General features: G+C 71.6%; 20 protein-coding genes. 11 read left to right on the top strand and 9 right to left on the bottom strand.

The features are described 5' to 3' along the window. Nucleotides 1-362 precede the first annotated feature (362 nt). Complete coding sequence (locus ACMXN5_RS22205) at nucleotides 363-2,060, bottom strand: penicillin-binding transpeptidase domain-containing protein (RefSeq protein WP_439676673.1); 1,698 nt, start codon at nucleotides 2,058-2,060, stop codon at nucleotides 363-365. A gap of 112 nt (nucleotides 2,061-2,172) precedes the next feature. Between ACMXN5_RS22205 and ACMXN5_RS22200 the strand changes: the two genes are divergently transcribed. Together ACMXN5_RS22200 and ACMXN5_RS22195 are read left to right on the top strand one after the other, a co-directional pair. Continuing rightward, a complete protein-coding gene (locus ACMXN5_RS22200) occupies nucleotides 2,173-3,120 on the top strand; it encodes a LysR family transcriptional regulator (RefSeq protein ID WP_439676672.1) in 948 nt (315 codons plus the stop codon). Between the two features lie 74 nt (nucleotides 3,121-3,194). After that, complete coding sequence (locus ACMXN5_RS22195) at nucleotides 3,195-4,070, top strand: serine hydrolase (RefSeq protein ID WP_439678055.1); 876 nt, start codon at nucleotides 3,195-3,197, stop codon at nucleotides 4,068-4,070. 48 nt (nucleotides 4,071-4,118) lie between these two features. Here the strand turns inward: ACMXN5_RS22195 and ACMXN5_RS22190 are convergent, their stop codons facing one another. Together ACMXN5_RS22190 and ACMXN5_RS22185 are read right to left on the bottom strand one after the other, a co-directional pair. After that, nucleotides 4,119-4,919, bottom strand: coding sequence for a phosphotransferase (locus tag ACMXN5_RS22190; RefSeq protein WP_439676671.1), 801 nt, complete (start codon nucleotides 4,917-4,919; stop codon nucleotides 4,119-4,121). A 148-nt stretch (nucleotides 4,920-5,067) separates the two neighbouring features. Further along, the gene (locus ACMXN5_RS22185; protein WP_439676670.1) at nucleotides 5,068-5,295 is read right to left on the bottom strand and encodes a hypothetical protein; all 228 of its coding nucleotides are present in this window, start codon (nucleotides 5,293-5,295) and stop codon (nucleotides 5,068-5,070) included. Between the two features lie 129 nt (nucleotides 5,296-5,424). On the opposite strand from ACMXN5_RS22185, the gene ACMXN5_RS22180 reads away from it, so the two are divergent. The 4 genes from ACMXN5_RS22180 to ACMXN5_RS22165 all read left to right on the top strand — a co-directional run bounded on the left by ACMXN5_RS22180 (nucleotide 5,425) and on the right by ACMXN5_RS22165 (nucleotide 9,868). Beyond that, nucleotides 5,425-6,240 (top strand): helix-turn-helix domain-containing protein, encoded by an 816-nt coding sequence (locus ACMXN5_RS22180; RefSeq protein WP_439676669.1) that lies wholly within the window; start codon nucleotides 5,425-5,427, stop codon nucleotides 6,238-6,240. A gap of 4 nt (nucleotides 6,241-6,244) precedes the next feature. Continuing rightward, a complete protein-coding gene (locus ACMXN5_RS22175) occupies nucleotides 6,245-6,439 on the top strand; it encodes a DUF397 domain-containing protein (RefSeq protein ID WP_439676668.1) in 195 nt (64 codons plus the stop codon). Nucleotides 6,440-6,512: 73 nt separating this feature from the next. After that, a complete protein-coding gene (locus ACMXN5_RS22170) occupies nucleotides 6,513-6,701 on the top strand; it encodes a DUF397 domain-containing protein (protein WP_439676667.1) in 189 nt (62 codons plus the stop codon). A 2,777-nt stretch (nucleotides 6,702-9,478) separates the two neighbouring features. Further along, nucleotides 9,479-9,868: a VOC family protein gene (locus ACMXN5_RS22165; protein WP_439676666.1), complete on the top strand. Its 390-nt coding sequence runs from the start codon at nucleotides 9,479-9,481 to the stop codon at nucleotides 9,866-9,868. Between the two features lie 54 nt (nucleotides 9,869-9,922). On the opposite strand, the gene ACMXN5_RS22160 is transcribed toward ACMXN5_RS22165, so the two are convergent. Then, complete coding sequence (locus ACMXN5_RS22160; protein ID WP_439676665.1) at nucleotides 9,923-10,693, bottom strand: TetR/AcrR family transcriptional regulator; 771 nt, start codon at nucleotides 10,691-10,693, stop codon at nucleotides 9,923-9,925. 132 nt (nucleotides 10,694-10,825) lie between these two features. On the opposite strand from ACMXN5_RS22160, the gene ACMXN5_RS22155 reads away from it, so the two are divergent. The 5 genes from ACMXN5_RS22155 to ACMXN5_RS22135 all read left to right on the top strand — a co-directional run bounded on the left by ACMXN5_RS22155 (nucleotide 10,826) and on the right by ACMXN5_RS22135 (nucleotide 18,587). Next, the gene (locus ACMXN5_RS22155) at nucleotides 10,826-11,428 is read left to right on the top strand and encodes an NADPH-dependent FMN reductase (protein ID WP_439676664.1); all 603 of its coding nucleotides are present in this window, start codon (nucleotides 10,826-10,828) and stop codon (nucleotides 11,426-11,428) included. A gap of 62 nt (nucleotides 11,429-11,490) precedes the next feature. Continuing rightward, a complete protein-coding gene (locus ACMXN5_RS22150) occupies nucleotides 11,491-12,999 on the top strand; it encodes an MDR family MFS transporter (RefSeq protein ID WP_439676663.1) in 1,509 nt (502 codons plus the stop codon). 67 nt (nucleotides 13,000-13,066) lie between these two features. After that, a complete protein-coding gene (locus tag ACMXN5_RS22145; RefSeq protein WP_439678054.1) occupies nucleotides 13,067-14,077 on the top strand; it encodes a methionine synthase in 1,011 nt (336 codons plus the stop codon). Nucleotides 14,078-14,131: 54 nt separating this feature from the next. Further along, nucleotides 14,132-16,345, top strand: coding sequence for an NAD-dependent DNA ligase LigA (gene ligA, locus ACMXN5_RS22140; RefSeq protein ID WP_439676662.1), 2,214 nt, complete (start codon nucleotides 14,132-14,134; stop codon nucleotides 16,343-16,345). Nucleotides 16,346-16,478: 133 nt separating this feature from the next. After that, entirely contained in the window at nucleotides 16,479-18,587 is a 2,109-nt protein-coding gene (locus ACMXN5_RS22135; protein ID WP_439676661.1) for a putative bifunctional diguanylate cyclase/phosphodiesterase, read from the top strand. 13 nt (nucleotides 18,588-18,600) lie between these two features. Here ACMXN5_RS22135 and ACMXN5_RS22130 read toward each other — a convergent pair whose 3' ends face one another. The 5 genes from ACMXN5_RS22130 to ACMXN5_RS22110 form a co-directional block, all read right to left on the bottom strand. Then, nucleotides 18,601-19,023, bottom strand: coding sequence for a VOC family protein (locus ACMXN5_RS22130; protein WP_439676660.1), 423 nt, complete (start codon nucleotides 19,021-19,023; stop codon nucleotides 18,601-18,603). 331 nt (nucleotides 19,024-19,354) lie between these two features. Further along, a complete protein-coding gene (mnmA, locus tag ACMXN5_RS22125; RefSeq protein ID WP_439676659.1) occupies nucleotides 19,355-20,455 on the bottom strand; it encodes a tRNA 2-thiouridine(34) synthase MnmA in 1,101 nt (366 codons plus the stop codon). Nucleotides 20,456-20,533: 78 nt separating this feature from the next. Further along, a complete protein-coding gene (locus tag ACMXN5_RS22120) occupies nucleotides 20,534-21,721 on the bottom strand; it encodes a cysteine desulfurase family protein (RefSeq protein WP_395787941.1) in 1,188 nt (395 codons plus the stop codon). A 13-nt stretch (nucleotides 21,722-21,734) separates the two neighbouring features. Then, complete coding sequence (locus ACMXN5_RS22115; protein ID WP_395787939.1) at nucleotides 21,735-21,977, bottom strand: hypothetical protein; 243 nt, start codon at nucleotides 21,975-21,977, stop codon at nucleotides 21,735-21,737. Between the two features lie 62 nt (nucleotides 21,978-22,039). Beyond that, a complete protein-coding gene (locus tag ACMXN5_RS22110) occupies nucleotides 22,040-22,702 on the bottom strand; it encodes a trimeric intracellular cation channel family protein (RefSeq protein WP_439678053.1) in 663 nt (220 codons plus the stop codon). Nucleotides 22,703-22,709: the final 7 nt, after the last annotated feature.

The raw sequence follows: 22,709 nt of genomic DNA, 5'->3' as shown, positions 1-22,709 counted from the left end.
CGCGTGGCGGCCGGCCTGCGGCCCGCTTGTCCTCAAGCGCCGGACGGGCTACTTGGCCTCAAACGCCGGCCGGGCTGGATTTTGCTCGGTTGGCGTTTGAGGTTGGCGTTTGAGGTGGGCGCTTGAGGTCGGGTCTGAGGTGGGCGCTTGAGGTCGGGTCTGAGGTGGGCGCTTGAGGTCGGGCTTGGGGTGGGTGATTGAGGTTGGCGTTCGGGGGGCGGGTCCGGGAGTTGGGTCCGGTTCACGATCGCGGTCGGGGGTTGATTCGGCTCGCTGTGCGGTTCGGGGCGGCTATCGATGCTCGTGGGTCGGGAGTTCGGCTGCCTTCGCGGGCTGCGGCGGTGATCGGGGTCCCCGTCGGGTCAGGTCGTTGTCGACAGGATGTCGTGGACTATCGGGCCGGCCGAGCCGCTGCCAGTGATGCCGCCTTCGACCAGGCAGGCGATGGCGACGTTGCCTCGGTAGGCGACCAGCCAGCCGTTGTTGGGGCCGGACTCGGTCACCTCGGCGGTGCCGGTCTTGGCGCCGACGTCGCCGGGGAGGTCGGCCAGGACCTTGGCGGAGCCGTCGGTGACCGTGGCGCGCATCAGGCCGCGCAGGTCGGCGACCACCGACGCGGGCAGGTCACGGCCCTTCGCGGTGGGCCGTTGGCCCTTGATCACCACCGGCTGGCGGAACGTGCCGGACACCGCCGTCGCCGTCGCCGACGCCATGACCAGTGGGTTCGCCTGTACCGTGCCCTGGCCGAACATCGCCGCCGACTTGTCGGTCTCGTCCACCGGCAGCGGCACCCTGCCGTCGAACGAGGCGATCCCCGTCTTCCACTCCTGGCCGATCCCGAAATGGTCGTTCGCGAATCGGCTCAGCTCGTCGTTGCCGAGTTTGCCCCGCAGCGAGACGAACGCCGTGTTGCACGAGTGCTTGAAGTCCTCGCGGAACGTGGCACCGCGGATCTCCGACGTCTCCACGTTGTGGAACTGCTTGCCCACGGTCAGGTACTTCGGGCAGTCCACCACGTCGCTCGGCGTCACCGCGCCCTTGCTCAGCAGCGCCGCGGTGGTGATCACCTTCATCGTCGAGCCGGGTGCGTACCGGCCCATGAAGGCCCGATTCATGCCCGTGGTCGGCGCGTTCGCGAGCGCCAGCACCTCGCCCTTGTCGATGCTCACCGCGACCAGGCCGACCAGCCGCCCGTTCGCGTGCTTCGCCACCGCCGCGTCCGCCGCGCGCTGGAGCCTCGGGTCGATCGTGGTGGCCACCGGACCGCCGCCGGGGGTCGGCTTGGCCGCGCCGAACTCGGCCTCGGTCGACACGACTTCGCCGGTGGCCCGGTTGATCAGCTGTACCGATCCGCCACCGGCTCCGGCCCCGCCGCCGGCTGCGGCGAAGATCGGGGTCAGCGACGGGTGGTCGGCCGGGGACAGGACGCCGCCGTTGCGGTCCAGCACCTTCGCCGCCGGCGCGCCCGCCGCGCCCTTGGCCAGCCGGAACTTGGCCTCGGCGCCGAGCTTGGGGTGGACCAGGGCCGGCTGCCACTTCACAATCCAGCCCTTGTCGCCCTCGGCCAGCGTAAGCGTCGAGTCGTAGTTCCAGGCGCCGAGTCCGGCCACCGGCATCGCCGCGCCGAACGGCACCGTGACCGCGCCGGCCGCCGCCGTCCGGGCCGGGCCGGGAGTGAACGTGGGCTCGGTGATCTCCAGGCCGACGGTGAAGCTGCGCAGCGTGGTCTCGGCGGTCGGCGGATCGTCGGTCAGCCGCGCCGCCTCCGCCCAGCGGCCGGCGGCCCAGTGGTCGAGGAAGGTACGCGCGGCCCGGTCCGCCTCGCCGCTCGCCGTGCCCCGCGCCCCGGCCGGGCCGAGCCGGTCGTCGTCCCCGCCCGCGAGCCAGCGATCGGCGGCGGCCCAGCCGGTGCAGCCGAGGACCAGCGTGCCCGCCACCACGAGTGCCCAGGCGCGGCGGGGCCGCCCGGGGCGGCGCCTGGCTCGGGTCTGCGGTCCGGGTGATCCTGGCGACCCGGGGGATCCGGAGGATCCGGGTATCGCGTTCACTCCGTGCGTCATCTGCGTCCTCCCCGATCTGCGCGTGCCTCGACAGGAGAACAGGGATTCGACCGGGAGGTCCAAGAGTGTGATCGCACAGGGGCTGATAGCCCTACGGCTATCATTGCTGGTCATGGACCTCCTTCGGCATCTCCGGTACTTCCGGACCGTTGCCGAGGAAGGACACGTCGGCCGGGCCGCCGAGCGACTGCGGGTGGCCCAGCCGTCCCTGTCGCAGCGCATCCAGCGGCTCGAACGCGAACTGGGCGTACGCCTGTTCGATCGCAACAGCCGAGGGGTCGCGCTGACTCCGGCCGGCCGGGTCGTCCTGGCCGAGGCGGGCGCGTTGTTGGCCGCCGCCGATCGGCTCGGCGCGGCCGTGGCCGGGTTGCGCAGTGGGGCCACGGGCGCGATCCGGGCGGCCGTGCCGCCGGATCTGGGCGGCGCGGCCGTCGCGGCGATCCTGACCGGGTTCCGGGACCGCTCGCCGGGCGGCACGTTGGAGCTGCGCGAGCTGACCACCGCCGGGCAACTGCGCGAGTTGGCGGCCGGCACCCTCGACGTGGGCGTACTGCGTCACCCGTGCGCGGTGGCCGATCTGGAGCTGGGGCCGATGTCGTACCAGCCGCTCGGGGTGCTCCTGGCCGCCGGGAACCCGCTCGCGGGCTCGACCGAGATCGCGCTCGCCGACCTGACGGGGTGTGAGCTGGTGCTGTTCCCCCGGGAGTTCGCCCCGGCGCTGTACGACGAGACGCTGACCGCGTGCGCCCGGCACGGCTGTACGCCGGCGGCGGTGCACGACGTCCCGGCCGGCGACTTCGCCCGGGCGCTGGTGTTGTCCGGCGCGGCGGTGGCGCTGATGCCCGCGACCGCGCCCGAACCGGGCACGGTGTGGCGGCCGTTGGCCGGGACGCCGCTGGTGTGGCGTACCTCGACGGCCTGGCCGCGCGGCGCCGACGGGCCGGCCGTACGGGCGTTCACCGAGACCGCGCAGGACGCGCTGCGGCGCCACGCCGGGGTGCTCGCCGAACGTCCCGGCCGACCGCTCTTCCCGCGCCCCGCCTCGGAGTTCCCGCTGTGACCGATCCCCGCACCGCACCCGACGGCGACCCGGGCCCGGGCCGTCCGGGCCCCGGCAGCCCGCCGCCGCGCGTCCTGCGCGCCGTCCGTGGGCGCATCACCGCCGCCTTCGCCGACGCCGGCGTCACCGGTGCGCTGCACGCGGTCGACATCGACACGGGTCGCGAGGTCGAGGTGGGCGCGGACACGCTGTACAGCACCGCGAGTCTGCACAAACTGTGCCTGGTCACCACGCTGTTCCGGGAGGCGGCGGCGGGCCGGGTGGAGCTGACCCGGCGGCTCGAACTGCCCGCGGGCGCCGGGCGTTCGCCGGGCGGTACCGGTGTGGCCGCGATGCTGGATCCGGTCACGATGTCGCTGCGCGACCTGGCCTCGCTGACGGTGGCGGTGAGCGACAACGCGGCGGCCGACGCGCTGTGGGACGAGCTGGGCCTGGACACGGTGAACGCGACCATGGTCGAACTCGGCCTGACCCGGACGGTGGCGATCGAACCGCTGCGCGAGCTGTACGCGGGCATGCGGGAGGACGCCGGCCCGAACGGCCCGGCGGCGCTGGTCGACCCGGCCGTGGTGGCCCGACTGCGGGCCCTCGACCCGAACCGCTCGAACCGGGGCACGCCGCGCGACCTGACCCGGCTGCTCGCGGCGATCTGGCGGGACGAGGCGTGCGGGGGCGAATTCGGGACCGGGCTGCGCCGAGTGCTCGGCCTCCAGGCATGGTCGCACCGGCTGGCGTCCGGTTTCCCGTTCGACGACGTCCGGGTCTCCGGGAAGACCGGCACGCTGCCGACGATGCGACACGAGGCCGGCGTCGTCGAATACCCGGACGGCGGCCGCTACGCGATCACGGTCTGCACCCGCTCGGCCGACACGGCGGCGGCCTTGCCGGCCGCGGACGCGGTGATCGGGACGGTGGGGAGGTTGGCGGTGGATGCGCTGAGGGTGCGGTGAGGGTGGGGTGAGCGGGGGAGGTTCCGCCGGTGAGGGCGGCGTCGCCGGTCACTCGTCGAGCAGCGTCGCCCAGCGCGCGACGCCGGGGGCGGCGGCCTTGTCCCCCATGAGGTCGATCTCCTGCCGCTGCCGGGCCGCGACGAAGGCGCAGAGCGCGGCGCGACCGGCGTGCCGCCACACGGGGAAGCGACGCAGCCAGGCCCGAGCCGACTCGGGAGTGTGGCCAGGGAGGAGCAGTCGGTCGTAGAGCCCGGCGTACTCGGCCCATGCCGGCCCGATCGCCGCGTGACCCCAGTCGAGCAGGTACAGCCGGCGGCCGTAACCCGCGTACCTGATCAGCAGGTTCTCCGGATCCAGGTCCGTGTGCAGGAGCGCGTCGCCGGCCAGCAGGGAGCGCTCGTCGCCGGTGAGGTACTTCTCCCATCGTTCGGCGAGGGGCGGCAGTTCGACGCCGGGAGGCGGGTCGATGGTCTGTACGTCCTCCAACGTCTCGGCCAGCACGCCCAGTTCGCCGGAACCGGGCGAGAGGTCGAGATGCGCCCCGTCGACATACTCGAACACGAGCACGCGCCACCCGTCGACGGGGATCTCCCCGAGCAGCGTCGCCGCGAACCGCCCCACGATCGGCGACACCACCGCCTCCCGCCGCAACCCCTCCGCCGCGTCGGTGTCCCCGATCGGCGCACCCTTGGCGAACGCACGGCCGCCTTCCGCGGTGGCCAGCTTCGCCACGAACGGCGACGTGTAGCACGTGTCCGGACTCTCGGCCCCGACCACCGTCCCCACGACCGACTCGACGCCCCGCCGAACGGCGCCGGGCAGGTCGTCCCATACGTAATGCGTAGCCATGCACGTGCCTCTCGATTCGTTCACGGGATCGTGGGGATCACGAGGGTCGCGGGGCCCTCGACCGCGTAATCGGCGCCCGACTCCCAAGACTTGAGCCCCGACGCCGATTGGTGGGCGCCGCGCGAGGGACCCGGCTACGCCGGGAAGTTCACCGCATCGGGCAATCCGGCGAACACCGACACGGCGGATCCGGGGTGGGCCACGGATCCCGCGCCGAACGCTTGTGCCGCTCGCGCGGCACGACCACGCGCACTCCCTCCGGCCCGACCGTGTACACGGCGATCGTGATGCAGCTGCCCGGCGGCTCGGGGACGAACTCGGCGTCCGTGTCGATGAGATGCGATGGGGCGAGGGGCTTTCGCAGGGGATGGGTCATGCCGGGCCGCCTTTCGTTGACATACAAGCTCAATGCAGTTGTTTGTATGCCAAGCGTGACGAGGAGTGCCTATGATCGGCTGGGGCCGGGGTTGACTTCGTTCGCTTTCAACACGTTTCTGGGGGCACTGTGTCCGCCGCCACCGAACTGGACCCCTCGGCGTCCGTTCTGAAGTTCTACGCGACCGAACTGAGGCGCGAGCGCGAAAAGATCAAGATGACCCAACGCGAGATGGCCAAACGCGCCTGGATGGCCCCGTCGCTGCTCAACAAGATCGAGGCCGCGAAGCGCCTCCCCACCGAAGACCTGTCCAAGCTCGCCGACGAACTCTTCGAAACAGGCGACCGCTTCCAGCGGTTGTGGCCACTGGTGATCAGGTACGCGTACCCGACGTGGTTCAGGCCGTTCGTCGAACTCGAAGAGGCGGCGACGATCATCAGGTCGTTCCAGGTGCAGGTGGTCCCGGGATTGCTCCAGACGGAGCGGTACGCCCGCGCGATCCTGGCGGCCGGACGCCTGGACCTGAACGATCTGGACGAGCAGGTCACCGCCCGCTTGCAACGCCGCCGCATCTTCGAACGCCCGGACCCACCCGAGTTCCGTGCCGTACTGGACGAGAACGTATTGCGTCGTGTCTGGGGCGGCCGGGAGGTCATGCGTGAACAGCTCGAAAGACTGCTCGAGTTCGCCGATCAACCCCGCTTCGTGATTCAGGTACTCCCCTACGAATCAGGAGCACATGCCGGGGTGGATGGGCCGTTCGCAGCACTTACGCTGGACGAAGGACCAGACGTGGTCTACGTGGACGGATTTCTACAAGGGCAGATCCTGGCAACTCCGGCAGACGTTCGGGCAGCTCAGCGCGTCTACGATCTCCTGGTTGCCGAGGCCCTTTCGCCCACGCGGTCAATCGATCTGATCACCTCCGTTCTGAAGGATCTGTGAGCCCATGATCACAAACGCAACCACGCCCTCCGGTTGGCGCAAGAGCAGCCACAGCGGCAACAACGGCGGCGACTGTGTAGAGGTCGCAACCGCCGTCGACACCATCCCGGTCCGCGACAGCAAGGCCCCGGACCTCGGGCACCTCACCATCACCACCACCTCCTGGTCGACCATGCTGACCACCCTCCACACGACCTGACCAGCCGCCCAGCCTCCGCCGCCCCTCCCGGGACGGCGGAGCCCGGCCCGCCGACACAAGGACTCGTGATCCCATGCCACAGACCACGCCCTCCGGTTGGCGCAAGAGCAGCCACAGCAGCGACAACGGCGGCAACTGCATCGAGGTCGCAACCACCAACACCGCCGTCCCGATCCGCGACAGCGAGAACCGCAGCCTCGGCCACCTCACCGTCACCCAGGCGTCCTGGTCGGCCCTGGTGGCAGCCTTTCAGGCACCCTGACCCACCTTCCAGGCGCTTCGAGGGCCTGAACTTCTCGAAGAGACGTGGACGTTGCGTTGTCGGCGGACGCCACCAGCGGGCGGTCGAGTCGAGTCCGCCGGGTGGCCTTCCCGAGTGGTCTGGCGTTCCCGGCTGGCGTTGGGCTGCTGCTTCCGGGTGGCCGGTGCGGGGCTGGTCAGAGTCGGTGATGGGCCGCCGCCAGCGTGCGGGGCTCCGAGACCCTGAGCTCCCGACGAGACGAGCGCGTGGGTCGGCGAAATCCGGCCGGCAGCAGCGGGCAGGAGGAGGCTCGGGTCGAATCCCGGGGAGCGTTCCCGAGTGGGCCGGGCGCTTGCGGCGGGCGTTGCGCCTTTGGCTGCGTGGGCCGGTCCGGGACCGGTCAGAGTCGGGCGGTGAACCGCCGCCGGCGTGCGGGGCTCCAAGACCCGAGATTCCCGACGAGACGAGCGCCTTGCTCAGCGAAAACCGGCCGGCAGCAGCGGGCAGGAGAAGGCTCGGGTCGAGATCGCCGAGGAGCCTTCCCGAGTGGGCCGGGCACTTCCGGCACGCGTGGCGCCTTGGGTTGCGGGTGGCTGGTGCGGGGCCGGTCAGAGTCGGGCGGTGGGGCCGCCGCCAGCGTGCGGGGCTCCAAGACCAGAGGTTTCTGGCGAGACGGGCGCCTTGCTCGGCGAAAACCGGCCGGCAGCGGCGGGCAGGAGGGCGCTCGGGCTGAACCCGCCGGGGAACCTTCCCGAGTGGGTCGGGTGTTTTCGGTGTGCGGTCGGCGTGTGGGTGGCGAGGGTTTCACGGAACCGGACGCCGTGGGGTGCCGTGGCCTCGCCCTGAGAGAAAACCGCAGGTCAGCGGGCGAGAGGACCGTATGAGGTGCCTCGGGATCCGGTTTCGACCCCCATTGGGCACTTTGGCTTCCCTCGAAGGCCGCAGCGTCCGAAGCCGACTCCAACCAGGCACATTCTTTCTCCGCGCTCGCGTTGAGGGGGTCGGAGCGCATGAAACCGGCACTCGGCACCCGACTTTCCACCCCGACCCCACAAAACCGCAGGTCACAGACACCCGAAGCCCACAACCACCCACCGAAATCCGGTTTCGAACCCAAACCCCTCCTCCCAACACCACCGGAACACCCCAGCCCATCCCGCAAGGCTCCTCTGCGGACTCGACCCGACCACCCACCCGCTCCCCCGCTGCCGGCCGGTTTTCGCCGACCAACGCGCTTGTCTCGCCAGGAAACTCGGGTCTCGGAGCCCCGCACGCTGGCGGCGGCCCCACCGCCCGACTCTGACCAGCCCCGCACCTGCCACCCGCAACCCAAGGCGCTACGCACGCCCGAAGCACCCGACCCACTCAGGAAGACGCCCCGGCGGACTCGACCCGAGCGCCCTCCTGCCCGCTGCTGCCGGCCGGTTTTCGCCGAGCAACGCGCTCGTCTCGTCGGGAACTTCGGGTCTCGGAGCCCCGCACGCCGGCGGCGGCCCAACGCCGACTCTGACCGGCCCCGGACCGGCCCACGCAGCCAGAGGCGTGACGCGTGCTGGGAACGCCCGGCCCACTCGGGAAGGTTCGTCGGCGGACTCGACCCGAGCGCCCTCCTGCCCGCTGCTGCCGGCCGGTTTTCGCCGAGCAACGCGCTCGTCTCGTCGGGAACTTCGGGTCTCGGAGCCCCGCACGCCGGCGGCGGCCCAACGCCGACTCTGACAGGCCCCGGACCGGGCACCCGCAACCACAAGCGCAACGCCCGCCGAGAACACCCGACCCACCCGGAAAGGCCCCCCGGCGGTCTCGACCCGAGCCTCCTCCTGTCCGCCGCTGCCGGCCGGTTTTCGCCGACCAACGCGCTTGTCTCGCCAGGAAACTCGGGTCTCGCAGCCCCGCACGCTGGCGGCGGCCCCACCGCCCGACTCTGACCAGCCCCGCACCAGCCGCCCGCAACCCAAGGCACTACGCACGCCCGAAGCACCCGACCCACTCAGGAAGACGCCCCGGCGGACTCGACCCGAGCGCCCTCCTGCCCGCTGCTGCCGGCCGGTTTTCGCCGAGCAAGGCGCCCGTCTCGTCGGGAGGCCCGGGTCTCGGAGCCCCGCACGCCGGCGGCGGCCCAACGCCGACTCTGACCGGCCCCGCACCAGCCCCCGCAGCCACAAGCGCGATGCCCGCCGGGAACGCCCGACCCACTCGGAAAGGTCCCCCGGCGGACTCGACCCGAGCCCTCACCCGCTCCCCCGCTGCCAGCCGGTTTTCGCCGACCAACGCGCCCGTCTCGTCGGGAACCCCGGGGCTTGGAGCCCTGCACGCCGGCGGCGGCCCACCCACCGACTCTGACCGGCCCCGCACCAGCCACCCGCCACCACAAGCGCAACGCCCGCCGGAAGCACCCGACCCACTCGGGAAGGCTCTTCGGCGGACTCGACCCGAGCGCCCTCCTGCCCGCCGCCGCCGGCCGGTTTTCGCCGACCAACGCGCCCGTCTCGTCGGGACCTCGGGTCTCCGAGCCCCGCACGCCGGCGGCGGCCCACCACCGACACTGACCGGCCCCCGAGCGGCCACCCGGAACCAACCGCGCAACGCCTGCCGGGAGGGCAGCGGCCTGCCCGGAAGACTTCCGGGTCGCCCGAAGCTCCTCGGCTCCTCAGCCCCTCAGTTCCTCCACTCTTCAGCAGTCCTGCTCCCCCTGCCCGCTCATGCGACAGGGCCAACAGCTACGCTTGACGCAGCATCGCGTGTCGGTCGCCGGCTGGGCGAGACATGGAGGTGTCGGGAGTTGCCTTCGGAGGCATTCCTTGTCTGTCGATTTGAATCACACCATCGTCCACGCCCGGGACAACCGGGAGTCCGCCGAGTTCTTCGCGGATCTGTTGGGACTCGAAATCTCCGGCGAGTGGGGACCGTTCGTGGCGGTCGCGCTCGGCAACGGCGTCACGTTGGACTTCGCCGCCATTCCGCCGGACAAGATCACCCCGCAGCACTACGCCTTCCTGGTCTCCGAGGCGGAGTTCGATGCCGCCTACGCGAAGATCAAGGAACGCGGCATCGAGCATTACGCCGATCCGCACTGCCAACAGCCCGACGCGATCAACCACAACGACGGTGGCCGCGGCGTGTACTTCATCGACCCGGCGGGCCACTACATGGAGCTGATCACCGTCCCCTACGGCGGTTGGCCCACGTGACCACGACATCGGGCAGCGGGTCGACAGGGCCCTGATACGCGCCTCGGCGGTGGCTCAGAGGGCCAAGCGGGTGGCCAGGCCGTCGAGTAGGGCGTCGAGGCCGGTTTCGAAGCGCCACTGGTGGTCGTCCTTGCGTCGGGCGGTGGCCAGGTAGTCGCGGAAGGTCGGGTAGCGGCCGGTGTCGATGAGCCAGGTCATCTCCGGCGCCAGGGACGTGCGCAGGGCGTTGCCGTCGTCGGGGGCGCCCTGCGCCGCCATCAGGTGTCGCGTCGCGATCTCGGCGGCCGTGCGGCCGTGGACGTACGACCCGACCGCCTCGACGGCGGCCATCGCCTCGTCGGCGGACAACCCCACCGCCACCAGCGCGCGCAGGCCCCACTCGGCCACCGTGATCCGGTTCGGGGTCGGCGCCACCGCCGCCCGCGCCGAGGGCAGCCGTACCAACCACGGGTGGCGCAGTACCAGTTCGCGCGTGCCCACCGCCGGGCCCCGCAGCGTTTCGCGCCAGCCCGCGTCAGGGTTCGGCGCGACCAGTTCGCCGTACGCGCGGTCGACCATCAGCTCCAACAGGTCGTCCTTGCCAGACACATACCGATAGGCCGCCATCGGCGCGACGCCCAACTCGGTCGCCAGCCGCCGCATCGTCACCGCCTCGATGCCCTCCGCGTCGGCGATTCGGACGGCGACCTCCGCGATGCGATCCGGGGTCAGCACGGCCCGCACCGTCGGCGCCGGGGCCGCCAGCCGCTCCCACAGTGAGACGCGCGGCCCCTCGGCCTCCTCCCCCGCCGGTGGCGGGGTCGCCTTCTTTTTCTGGCCGGCCATGACGGCGGCTCCTCCCGGATACGAGCGCTCTGCCGCGTACAACGTATCAAGAGTGGACGACGTACACACAGCTGTGTACGTTGTATTTCTGTCGATACGACGTACACGAACCAGTCTGCTTCAGGGAGTCCCATGCCCACCCCCGCCGCCCCCCTTCGCCTCGTGATCCTGGTCGGCAGTACGCGCGAGGGGCGCTTCGCCCCGATCGTCGCCGAGTGGATCCGCGGTCACGCCGCCGCCCGCGACGACCTCCGCCTCGACGTCGACGTCGTCGACCTCGTCGAGACGCCGCTGCCCACCGTGTTTCCGGCGTTCGGGCAGCCGCCCGCGGCCGACTCCGTCGCGTTGCTCGCCGAGGTGTCCCCTCGGCTTGCCGCAGCCGACGCGTTCGTGATCGTCACGCCGGAGTACAACCACAGCTTTCCGGCCGCGTTGAAGAACGCCATCGACTGGCACGGCCCGGAGTGGCAGGCCAAGCCGGTCGGCTTCGTGTCCTACGGCGGACTCTCCGGTGGCCTGCGTGCGGTCGAGCAACTGCGGGTCGTGCTGGCCGAGTTGCACGCGGTCACCGTCCGGGACACGGTCAGCTTCCACGGGCACTGGGACAAGTTCGACGCCGACGGCGGCGCGATCGACCCGGCCGCGAACGACGCCGCCGACACCATGCTCGACCGCCTCGCCTGGTGGGCCCACGCCCTGCGCGACGCGAAAGCGGCCCACCCGTACGCGGCCTGACCCACCGTCACACCAGCCGACCCGCGCCGCACCCGCACCCGCACCACATCCCGGGGGTACCCATGCAATCCGACACCGCGCCGCCCGACAAGATCCCCCTCGCCGTCCTCGGCCCGATCCTCGGCATGTTCCTGGGCATGCTCGACGGCACCATCGTCGGCACCGCCCTGCCCACCATCGTCGGCGACCTCGGCGGCCTGGATCGGCTCTCCTGGGTGGTCACCGCCTACCTGCTCGCCGCCGCCGCGACCACACCCATCTGGGGCAAGCTCGGTGACCTGTACGGCCGCAAGGGCGCGTTCACGGCCGCCATCGGCATCTTCCTGGTCGGCTCGATGGCGTCCGGTCTGGCCCGGGACATGAACGAGCTGATCGTCTTCCGGGCCGTCCAGGGCCTGGGCGCCGGCGGCCTGATGGTCGGCGCTTTCGCCCTGATCGGCGTGCTCGTGCCGCCGCGCCGAAGTGGCCGCGTGCAGTCGCTCTTCGGCGCGATCATGCCGATCGCCATGGTCGGCGGGCCGCTGCTCGGCGGCTTCCTGACCGATCACCTGAATTGGCGCTGGGCGTTCTACGTCAACGTCCCGGTCGGCCTCCTGGCGCTCGCCGTCGTCGGGCTCGGCATCCGCATCGAGCATGTCCGGATCAAGGCCCGCATCGACATCGCCGGTGCCGCCCTGCTCACCACCGGGATCGTCGCGCTCACCCTGCTCGCGGGCTGGGCCGGCACCTCCCACGCCTGGACCTCGCCGCGGATCCTCGGCCTCGCCGCCCTCACCGTCGTCGCCCTCGCCTGCTTCGTCCCGGTCGAGCGGCGCGCGGCGGAGCCGATCATCCCGCCCCGGCTGTTCGCCGACCGCAACTTCACCCTCGCGCAGGTGCTGAGCTTCCTGGTCGGCGCGGTGATGATGGCCGCGATGAACTACCTCCCGCAATACATGCAGTTCGTCCGGGAGACCTCGCCGACCGCCGGCGGCCTGCTGCTCCTGCCGCTGATGTTCGGCATGCTCGGCGTACAGATCGCCACCGGGCGCCTGATCGGCCGCAACGGGCGCTACCGGGTGTACCCGATCCTGGGCGGCGGGGTGATGGTCGTCGGCGCGCTCGCCCTGCTCGGGCTGCGCGTGGACACCCCCACCGCCGTCGCCTCGGCGCTCACCGCGGTGGTCGGGATCGGCATCGGCTTCGTCATGCAGAGCACCATGCTGATCACCATGAACAGCGCCGACCGCCGCGACCTGGGCGCGGCGAGCGGTACCGCCACGCTGACCCGGACCATCGGCGGCTCGCTCGGCGTGGCGCTGCTCGGCTCGGTATACGCCCGCCACCTGAGCGGGGACACTCCCGCGGACCCGCGCGAGCTGCCCGCCGCCGCCCGGGACACCTTCCACGCCGCGGTCACCGGCGGCCTGCACGGCGTGGCGATCGGGCTCGCGATCCTGTCCGCGCTCGCGTTCGCGGTGTCCTGGCTGGTCCGCGAGGTCCCGCTGCGCGGCGCGCCCGACGAGCCGGCCGCGCCCGGATCGGCCGAGCCGGTCGCGGCGTCCGCCGGGGCCCGCGACGCGTCGAACTAAGCTTCCGGGCGTGGACACCCCAGAACGCACTTTTCCCTGGTCACCCGGCGCCACCGGGATCGGTTCGATGCCCGGGAGCAACATCCGCGAGACGGTCGAGATGACGCTCGAACTGCTGCCCGACCTGCCGCACCTGCCGGAACTGCCGGCGCGCGGACCGGGCGCGGATCTGACCGGGCGCTCGGCCGGGCTGCTGGTCGACCTGTACGCGGACGTACAGCCCTCCGGATGGCGTTTCGTGGACCGCCCGGGACGCGACCACCGTCGGGCCCGCTCGTATCTGAGCGAGGACCTGGACGCGCTGGAGGAGTTCACCCAGGGCTACACCGGCCCGCTCAAGGTCCAGGTCGCGGGCCCGTGGACGCTGGCCGCCACGATCGAACTCGGGCACGGCGACAAGGCGTTGGCCGACCCTGGCGCCTGCCGCGACCTGGCCGTCTCGCTCGGCGAGGGCATCCGGCTGCACCTGGCGGACGTGGCCCGTCGGATTCCCGGCGCGAACCTGCTGCTCCAGCTGGACGAGCCGGCGCTGCCGGGGGTGATCGCCGGCGAGGTGCCGACCGCGAGCGGGTTCGGCCGGTTGCGGGCGGTGGACAAGGCGGTGGTCCGGGACACGCTGCGGGACGTGATCGCGGCGGCCGGGACGCCGACCATCGTGCACTCCTGCGCGCCGGGCACCCCGATCACCCTGCTGCGCCAGGCCGGCGTGGTGGGCGTATCGCTGGACATGTCGCTCCTTGGCGAGGCCCAGGACGAGTCGATCGGCGAGGCGATCGAGGCGGGCCTGCGGCTGTTCGCCGGCGTGGTGCCGAGCCTGCCCGCCGAGCCGGCGTCCGCCGAGGCCACGCCCGGTGTGGGAGCGCGCCCACTGTCCGACCCGCCCGGTACCGTCAGGTCTGTCGGAACGTTGTGGAACAGACTCGGTTTTCCGCCGGAGTCCCTGGTCGAAGCCGTCGTGGTGACCCCCACGTGTGGCCTCGCCGGTGCCTCTCCGGCCTACGCCCGAGCGGCCCTGTCACACAGCGTGGCTGCCGGCCGGGTGCTTCGGGACGACCCCGAGAGCGCCATGCGGAGATAGCGCAACGCGACTTCGCGAACCTCATTCGAACTGGTGGCGCTGGAGGGCGACGACGTGGCTGGTGCGACGACCGGAGTGGACGAGATCCCGGCCGAGGTGCGCGAACGCGCCGCGACGCTCGCCCGTGAGCTGGAGGAGCACCGCTTCCGCTACTACGTGAAGGACGCGCCGGTCGTCAGCGACGGCGAGTTCGACGCGCTGATGCGGGAGCTGGAGGCGATCGAGGAGGAGTATCCGGCGCTGCGCACGCCGGACTCGCCGACCCAGAAGGTCGGCGGGACCTACTCGACCGACTTCGCCTCGGTCGACCACCTGGAGCGCCTGCTCAGCCTCGACAACGCGATGAACGAGGAAGAACTCGACGAGTGGGACGACCGCCTGGTCCGCGAGCTGGGCACGGGGACGTTCCACTACCTGTGCGAGTTGAAGATCGACGGGCTCGCGGTCAACCTCCTGTATGAGAACGGTCACCTGGTTCGGGCGTTGACGCGCGGAGACGGGCGCACCGGCGAGGACGTCACGCCGAACATCCGCACCATCGCCGAGATCCCGTCCCGGCTGCGTGACGACGGCGGGCACGACGTACCCGAGCTGGTGGAGATCCGGGGCGAGGTCTTCTTCCCGATCGAGAAGTTCGACGAACTGAACGAGCGCCTGGTGGCGGCCGGCGAGAAGCCGTTCGCCAACCCCCGCAACGCCGCCGCCGGATCGTTGCGGCAGAAGGACCCGCGCGTGACCGCGTCGCGTCCGCTGCACATGATCGTGCACGGCATCGGTGCCCGGCGGGGCTTCGAGATCGACTGCCAGTCGCACGCGTACGAGCGCCTGCACGCGTGGGGGCTGCCGACCGCGCGACACAACAAGGTGGTCGACACGATCGAGGAAGTGAAGGAGTTCGTCCGCTACTTCGGCGATCACCGCAACTCGGTCGAGCACGAAATCGACGGCATCGTGATCAAGGTCGACGAGATCCCGATCCAGGGCCGCCTCGGCGCCACGTCGAAGGCACCGCGCTGGGCAATCGCGTTCAAGTACCCGCCGCAGGAGGTCAACACAAAGCTGCTCGACATCGAGGTGGGCGTCGGGCGCACCGGGCGGGTGACGCCGTACGCGGTGATGGAGCCGGTCACCGTGGCGGGCTCCGTGGTAGCCCGGGCGACGCTGCACAACCAGCAGGTGGTCAAGGCCAAGGGCGTACTGATCGGCGACACGATCGTGCTGCGCAAGGCCGGTGACGTGATCCCGGAGATTCTGGGCCCGGTGGCCGATCTGCGCGACGGCAGCGAGCGCGAGTTCGTGATGCCCGCCACGTGCCCCGAGTGCGGGACCGAGCTGCGCGCGATGAAGGAGGGTGACATCGATCTGCGCTGCCCGAACGCGCGGTCGTGTCCGGCCCAGTTGCGTGAGCGGATCTTCTACCTCGCCGGCCGCAAGGCGTTCGACATCGAGGCGCTGGGCTACGAGACGGCGGCGGCGCTGACCCGGCCCGCCGCGGGTCCGTCGGTGTTGGCCACCGAGGCCGACCTGTTCGACCTGACCGCCGAGCAGCTGCGCGACGTCCAAATGTGGCGCAAGGTCAACCGCAAGGGCGCGGCCGAGGACGAGAAGGAACTCGTCCCCTACTTCTGGTCGAAGGCCATCTACGACAAGGAGGGCAACGTCAAGAAGCCCTCCGAGCCGAAGGCCAACACGCTCAAGCTGATCAAACAGCTGGAGAAGGCCAAGACCCAACCGCTGTGGCGTGTCCTCACCGCGCTGTGCATCCGCCACGTCAGCGACACCACCGCCCGCGCGATCACCACCGGCTTCCACGACCTCGACCGGCTCGCGGCGGCCTCCGAGGAGGAGATCGCGGCCGTGGACGGCGTCGGCCCGATCATCGCCAAGGCGGTCACCGAATGGTTCGCCGAGGACTGGCACCGCGAGATCATCGAGAAGTGGCGCGCCGCCGGTGTCCGGCTCGCCGAAGAGGGCGCCGACGAGGAGAAGGCCCCCGGCCCGCTTGACGGGATTGTGACGGTCGTCACCGGGACGCTCGCCGGCTACACCCGGGACAGCTCCAAGGAGGCCCTGGAGCAGCGCGGTGCCAAGGTGACGGGATCGGTCTCGAAGAAGACCGACTTCGTCGTCGTGGGCGACAATCCGGGCTCCAAATACGACAAGGCCGTGCAACTGGGTCTGCCGATCCTGGACGACGAGGGCTTCGCGGTTCTGCTCGCCGACGGCGCCGAAGCGGCCCGCGCGTGGGTGGCCGAGCGCGCCGGCTGATAACCCTCCCCAGTCGTGCCGGAACGACCTACCCTGGGCACGAGCTTGCCCCACCCGGGGGGCTCGGTGCCCCACAGGCGTACCCGTCCCGGCGCCCGGGATGCCGCCCGACGAGGCCGCAGGGAGCAGGCGCATGGGTCGGATCGGCAGGACGGACCTGTCGCGACTGGCACGACCGCGCGCGTTCTTCATCCATACCGGGATCGTCGCGCTGGCCGGTGTACTCGCGCTGGTCGTCCCGCCCACGACGCAGCTGATCGACGGTCGCAGTCCGGTCCCGTCGACCCCGGCCGTGTGGATCATGCTCGCCCTGGTGTCGATCGACGGGGTCTACACGGCGGTGACGCGCCGGGGGTTGTACATCCCCGGCGCGATGCCGTCGATCGCCATCACGTTCGGTCTGCTGCTCGTGCACGGGTGGCAGGTCGCCGCGTTGTGGCAGGCCGTTCCGGTCCTGGTGTCCGGGCTGCTCCGGGGTGATTCGTGGTGGCGGATCGGCTACACCATGGGCCATTACGTGCTGGGCTTCCTGGCCGCCGACGCGGTGCTCGGGGCGTTCGGGATGGATCCGGGGCCGGACTCCGCCCGGGCGCTGCACGTGGCCGACTTCCCCGTGGTCGCGCTGGCCGGTCTGGCGATGGCGGCCGTCTCGCAGACGTCGGGCTGGTTGACCAGGGCGAATTGGCGCGGGGTCAGTGTGCTCACGCTCGCCCGCGCGGAGATCCGGGCCCGCGCCGTCTCGCACGGCGCGCTGATCGGACTGTCCCCGCTGATCGCCGTGATCTGCGCCGAACAGCCTTGGCTGCTCCCGCTGTTCGTGGTCCCGCTGCACACCCTCTACCGCAGCACGATGGTCCGCTTCGACCGCGAGCAGGAGTCGCGGCACGACGCGCTCACCGGGCTGCCGAATCGGCGCCTGCTCCTGGAGCGCGGCGAGGAGGCGCTGGGGCGGGTCGGCGGTCGTGGTGGCCGGGTCGCGCTGCTGTTGCTCGACCTGCACCGGTTCCACGAGGTCAACGACACGCTGGGGCACGTCGCGGGCGATCGGCTGCTCCAGCAGGTCGGCGCACGACTGGCCACCCTGGTCCGCCCCGGAGATACCGTGGCCCGGCTCGGCGGGGACGAATTCGCGCTGTTGTTGCCGGGGTTGGACATGGGCGCCGACCGGCTCACCGCGCAGGAGGTGGTCCTCGGGCTGGCCCATCGCATCGTCGACCGGCTCGGTGAGCCGTTCGATCTGGACGAGTTGACCCTGGACGTGGAGGCCAGCGTCGGCGTGGCGATCTTCCCCGACCACGCCTCCGACGTGCTCGGATTGTTGCAATTCGCCGATGTGGCCATGTACTTGGCCAAACGCTCGCGCAGCGGGGTGGAACTGTACGACGACACGCGCGACGTGAACACGCGGGACAAGCTGCTGTTGCTCGGCGACCTGCGGCGGGCCTTGGACAACCACGAGGTCGAGCTGCATTATCAGCCGAAGATTCGGCTCGCGGACGGCCGGGTGGACGGCTGCGAGGCGCTGGTACGGTGGCGGCATCCGACCAGGGGGCAGGTCTCCCCCGAGGAGTTCGTGCTGCTCGCCGAGCAGACCGGCCTGATGCCCCGGCTCACCCGCTACGTGGTGGACGTCGCGCTCGACCAGGTCGCGCGCTGGCATGTGGAGGGCATCGACGTCACGGTCGCGGTGAACATCTCCGCGCGCGACATCCACGTGCCCTCGTTCGCCGACTCGGTGGCCGCCGGATTACGCGAACACGACGTCGCGGCGGGGGCGTTGCAACTGGAGATCACCGAGCGGGTACTGCTGGAGGAGCCGCAGCGCGCGGCCGAGTCGCTGGACGCGCTGCGCCGGTTGGGTGTGCGGTTGTCGCTCGACGACTTCGGGACCGGCTACTCCTCGCTCGTGCACCTCCGGCACATCCCGGTCAGCGAGATCAAGATCGACCGCTCGTTCGTGGCCCGGCTGACGATGAACGAGGAGGACGCGGCGATCGTCTGCTCGATCGTGCAGCTGGCCCACTCGTTGGGGCTGCGCGTGGTCGCCGAGGGCGTCGAGGACGAGGCGACCTACCAGCGCCTGCGCGAACTCGGCTGCGACGCGGCCCAGGGCTGGCTGATGTCCAAGGCACTGCCCCGCGACGAGGCCACGGCCTGGCTGCTCCGACACGGCGCGGGCGCCCACGCCACCCCGGCCGCCCCGACGGAGATCCACCACCACCGCCGCGCGGACGTGAGCTGACGCCGCTCCGCCCTCAGCCGCTCTCCGCCGCCTCGCGCTCGCGGAGCTCGACGGCGGCGCGGTCGGATCTGCTCGCCTCGACGCAGAATTCGTTCCCGGCCGGGTCGGCGCAGACGACCCACCCTCGGCCGTTGGGCTTGCGCATGTCGGCGACGACCGTCGCACCCAGGGCGAGTACGCGCTCCAGTTCCTCCTCGCGGGTGGTGTCCGGCTCCAGGTCGAGGTGGACCCGGTTCTTGCCGGCCTTGGCGTCCGGCACCCGCACGAACAACAACATCGGCCGGCCGTCGCCGGCGATCACGGCCGCCTCCGGGTCGCCCGGGAAGTCGTCGGGGCCGAGCGGGAGTTCGAGCACCCTGCTCCAGAAAAGGGCCAGGTCGTACGGCTCGTGCGGCGCTGCGCAGTCGATGGTGATGTGTCGGACGGTGGAACCCATGCGGTGTCTCCCGAGGTGCTGCGGCGGTGCGACAGGGCCCGTCATTGTCCACTTCCGGAGAAGGACCGACAACTTTCGGGCGCACATCAGCAACTTTCGCCGGTCGTGCGGCCTCGGCGCAGACCGGCATCGTGGTTGCTCCGGCGCGGATGTACCCCGTGATGCATTACGTCCGCGCCCGGTGCCCAGTGCCGTGCCCGGAGGGGGTTCACCGGTAACGGCCGGCTCGGCCTTCACCGCTGGGGTGGCGGCAACACCGAGCGGGCGCCGGCACGATCCCCGGGCCTCATCCCCCGGCCCGGGGATTCCTGCCGTCCCGCCGAGGCTGCGGCTACGCGGTGGCGTGGATCGTCGCCGAGCCGATCACGCGCGTCCCGGCGTACAGCACCACGGCCTGCCCCCGGGCGATGCCGCGGATCGGCTCCGCCAACCGCACCCGGACCTCCCCGTCGACCACCTCGGCGACCGCCGCCGTCTCCTCGCCGTGCGCCCGGACCTGGGCGGTGCAGTCCACCTCGCCCGCCGGGGCCGGACCGCACCACCGCGGCCGGATGCCGACCAGCCGGTCCACGTCCAGCGCCTCGACCGGGCCGACCGTGACCGTGTTGTTCACCGGCGAGATGTCCAGCACGTAGCGCGGCTTGCCGTCGGCCGCCGGGTGCCCGATGCGCAGGCCCTTGCGCTGGCCGATCGTGTACGCGTAGGCGCCGTCGTGCTCGCCGAGCTTGGTGCCGCTCGCGTCCACGATGTCGCCGCGCTCGGTGCCCAGATGCTTCGCGAGGAAGCCCTGGGTGTCCCCGTCGGCGATGAAGCAGATGTCGTGGCTGTCCGGCTTCTTCGCCACCGCAAGGTCGCGCCGCTCCGCCTCCAGCCGCACATCGCCCTTGGTGTCGCCGCCGAGCGGGAACATCGCGTGCGCGAGCTGGTCGGAGTCGAGCACGCCGAGCACGTACGACTGGTCCTTGCCCATGTCGACCGAGCGATGCAGCTCGCGCGAGCCGTCGGGGTGCTCCACGATGCGCGCGTAGTGCCCGGTGCACACCGCGTCGAAGCCGAGCCCGAGCGCCTTGTCCAACAGCGCGGCGAACTTGATCTTCTCGTTGCAGCGCAGACACGGGTTCGGGGTGCGCCCGGCCTTGTACTCGGCCACGAAGTCGTCCATGACGTCCTCGCGGAAGCGCTCGGCCATGTCCCACACGTAGAAGGGGATGCCGATCACATCGGCGGCCCGCCGCGCGTCCCGGGAGTCCTCGATCGTGCAGCAGCCCCGGGCACCCTCGCGCAGCGTCGCGGGTTTCGCCGACAGCGCGAGGTGGACACCGACCACGTCGTGTCCGGCCTCGACCGCTCGCGCGGCGGCAACGGCGGAGTCGACCCCGCCGGACATGGCGGCGAGCACCCGGAGGCGGCGGCCGTTGGCGGGAGGAAGCATGTGATCAGACATAGCGCCTCAAGAGTACGTGGTCACCCGGACGAGCCCCGAGCGGATTACCCCCCGGCCCCGGCGCCGCTACCGGCGCGCCGACACCGACCCCGCCGACCGGGCCCGGGTCACCACCGGCAGGATCGCCTCGCCCAGTTCGGCGACCTCCGCCTCCGTCGTGGTGTGCCCCAGGCTGAACCGCAGCGAGCCGCGCGCCCGGGCACTGTCCGCGCCCATCGCCAGCAGCACGTGGCTGGGCTGCGCGACGCCGGCCGAGCAGGCCGAGCCGGTCGAGCACTCGATCCCGCGCGCGTCCAGGAGCAGCAGCAGCGAGTCGCCCTCGCACCCGGGGAAGGAGAAGTGCGCGTTGCCCGGCAGCCGGTGGGCCGGGTCGAGCCGGCGGTCCCCGTTGAGCTGCGCGTCGGGCACCGCGGCCAGGATCCGGCGCACCAGTTCGTCCCGCAGCGCGCCCACCCGCCGTGCGTATTCGGCCTGTTCGCGCACCGACTCCTCGGCCGCGACGGCGAGTGCCGCGATCGAGGCGGTGTCCAGCGTGCCCGAGCGCACGTCGCGCTCCTGGCCGCCGCCGTGCAGCACCGGAATCGGGGTGATGCCGCGCCCGAGCACGAGCGCGCCGCAGTTGCCCGGGCCGCCGAGCTTGTGCCCGGTCACCGTCATGGCGTCCAGGCCGGTCGCGGAGAAGTCGACCGGGATCTGACCGACCGCCTGGACCGCGTCGGAGTGGAAGGGGATGCCGAACTCGTGCGCGATCTCGACCAGCTCGGCGATCGGCTCGACCGTGCCGACCTCGTTGTTGGCCCACATCACCGACACCAGCGCCACCGACGCCGGGTCGCGCTCGATCGCCGCGCGCAGCGTGTCGGGCTGCACCCGCCCGTCGGCGTCCACGTCCAGCCACTCGACCACCGCGCCCTCGGCCGACTCCAGCCACAGCACGGGATCGAGCACGGCGTGGTGCTCGACCGGGCTGACCAGTATCCGCCGCCGGGCCGGGTCGTCCGCGACCCGCGACCAGTAGATCCCCTTGATCGCGAGGTTGTCGGCCTCGGTTCCGCCCGCCGTGAAGACGATCTCGCTCGGCCGCGCGCCCAGCGCATGGGCCAGCGACTCGCGGGACTCCTCCACCGTGCGGCGCGCGCGTCGCCCGGAGGCGTGCAACGAGGACGGGTTCCCGAGTTGGGCAAGCTGTACGGTCATCGCCCGGATTGCCGAAAGGCGCATCGGGGTGGTCGCCGCGTGATCGAAGTAGGCCATCGCACTGCGAAGCTTAGTCGGGTACCCGCGGGCGCCGGCGGGGGCGGCCGTACACCCGTCCGTAGCGCGGCCCTCCGGGCAGGAATCGGTCGAGCCACAGGCGGGTGGAAAGCACCGACGCGGTCGCGTACGCCACGAGTCGCCGAAGCGGGCCCCTGCCCTTCGGATCGGGTTCGGTCGACCGGTGGTCGTAGGTCAACGGCTGCTGGATCTCCCACACATCCTGGTGCAACGCGTAGCGGGGCGTGTTGGGCACGGCCCACTCTTACGAGTGGCCGGGTTGGGCCCGGCGGCGCAGCCCGCGCCACACGCGCCGGGTCACTGCTCCTCGACGCTGGTGCCGGAGTTGCGGCGCCACGCGCGTGGCGCCCGCCACCCGCGCCGGAGCGCGAGTACACGAAGCAGGAAGGCGAAGGTGACCGCCGCGGTCGCGGTGACCGGGCCGAACAGGTCGAACTCGATCAGCGCGGCGGTGATGCCGGCGCCGAGCAGCGCGGGGAAGGTGTAGATCTCCTTGTCCCAGCGCAGCAGCGTGGGTACTTCCCGGGCCAGTACGTCGCGCAGCGCGCCGCCGCCGACGGCGGTGGTCACCCCGAGGGCGGCGGCCGGTATCGGATTGAGGCCGTACGCGTACGCCTTCGCGGTGCCGGTCACGCAGAACAGGCCGAGGCCGGCGGCGTCCAGCACGTCGATCGCCGACATGATCCGCTCGACCTGGGGATGCAGGAAGAAGACCAGTACGGCGGCGAGCAGCGGGGTGGTGAAGTAGCCGAGGTCGGTGAAGGCCGCGGGTGGGACCGCGCCGATGATCACGTCCCGTATCACCCCGCCGCCGAGGGCGGTGACCTCGGCGAGCAGGGTGATGCCGATGACGTCGAAGTTCTTCCGTACGGCCATCAGCGCGCCGGCCGCCGCGAAGACGAAGATACCGAGCAGGTCGAGGACCTGCTGAAGCTGATGGTGGAAGATCTCGGGCGGCACCTCGGGC

Source organism: Embleya australiensis, from assembly GCF_051903075.1.
Taxonomy (GTDB): Bacteria; Actinomycetota; Actinomycetes; order Streptomycetales; family Streptomycetaceae; genus Embleya.
The sequence above is the reverse complement of the archived record's forward strand: the minus strand, read 5'-3'. Positions and strand labels throughout refer to the sequence as shown.

What these genes read in the sequence shown, in the direction of transcription:
- ACMXN5_RS22205 (WP_439676673.1), bottom strand. Translation starts at nt 2,060, where the DNA reads ATGACGCACGGAGTGAACGCGATACCCGGATCCTCCGGATCCCCCGGG.
- ACMXN5_RS22200 (WP_439676672.1), top strand. Translation starts at nt 2,173, where the DNA reads ATGGACCTCCTTCGGCATCTCCGGTACTTCCGGACCGTTGCCGAGGAA.
- ACMXN5_RS22190 (WP_439676671.1), bottom strand. Translation starts at nt 4,919, where the DNA reads ATGGCTACGCATTACGTATGGGACGACCTGCCCGGCGCCGTTCGGCGG.
- ACMXN5_RS22185 (WP_439676670.1), bottom strand. Translation starts at nt 5,295, where the DNA reads ATGACCCATCCCCTGCGAAAGCCCCTCGCCCCATCGCATCTCATCGAC.
- ACMXN5_RS22175 (WP_439676668.1), top strand. Translation starts at nt 6,245, where the DNA reads ATGATCACAAACGCAACCACGCCCTCCGGTTGGCGCAAGAGCAGCCAC.
- ACMXN5_RS22170 (WP_439676667.1), top strand. Translation starts at nt 6,513, where the DNA reads ATGCCACAGACCACGCCCTCCGGTTGGCGCAAGAGCAGCCACAGCAGC.
- ACMXN5_RS22160 (WP_439676665.1), bottom strand. Translation starts at nt 10,693, where the DNA reads ATGGCCGGCCAGAAAAAGAAGGCGACCCCGCCACCGGCGGGGGAGGAG.
- ACMXN5_RS22155 (WP_439676664.1), top strand. Translation starts at nt 10,826, where the DNA reads ATGCCCACCCCCGCCGCCCCCCTTCGCCTCGTGATCCTGGTCGGCAGT.
- ACMXN5_RS22150 (WP_439676663.1), top strand. Translation starts at nt 11,491, where the DNA reads ATGCAATCCGACACCGCGCCGCCCGACAAGATCCCCCTCGCCGTCCTC.
- ACMXN5_RS22145 (WP_439678054.1), top strand. Translation starts at nt 13,067, where the DNA reads ATGCCCGGGAGCAACATCCGCGAGACGGTCGAGATGACGCTCGAACTG.
- ACMXN5_RS22135 (WP_439676661.1), top strand. Translation starts at nt 16,479, where the DNA reads ATGGGTCGGATCGGCAGGACGGACCTGTCGCGACTGGCACGACCGCGC.
- ACMXN5_RS22130 (WP_439676660.1), bottom strand. Translation starts at nt 19,023, where the DNA reads ATGGGTTCCACCGTCCGACACATCACCATCGACTGCGCAGCGCCGCAC.
- mnmA (WP_439676659.1), bottom strand. Translation starts at nt 20,455, where the DNA reads ATGCTTCCTCCCGCCAACGGCCGCCGCCTCCGGGTGCTCGCCGCCATG.
- ACMXN5_RS22120 (WP_395787941.1), bottom strand. Translation starts at nt 21,721, where the DNA reads ATGGCCTACTTCGATCACGCGGCGACCACCCCGATGCGCCTTTCGGCA.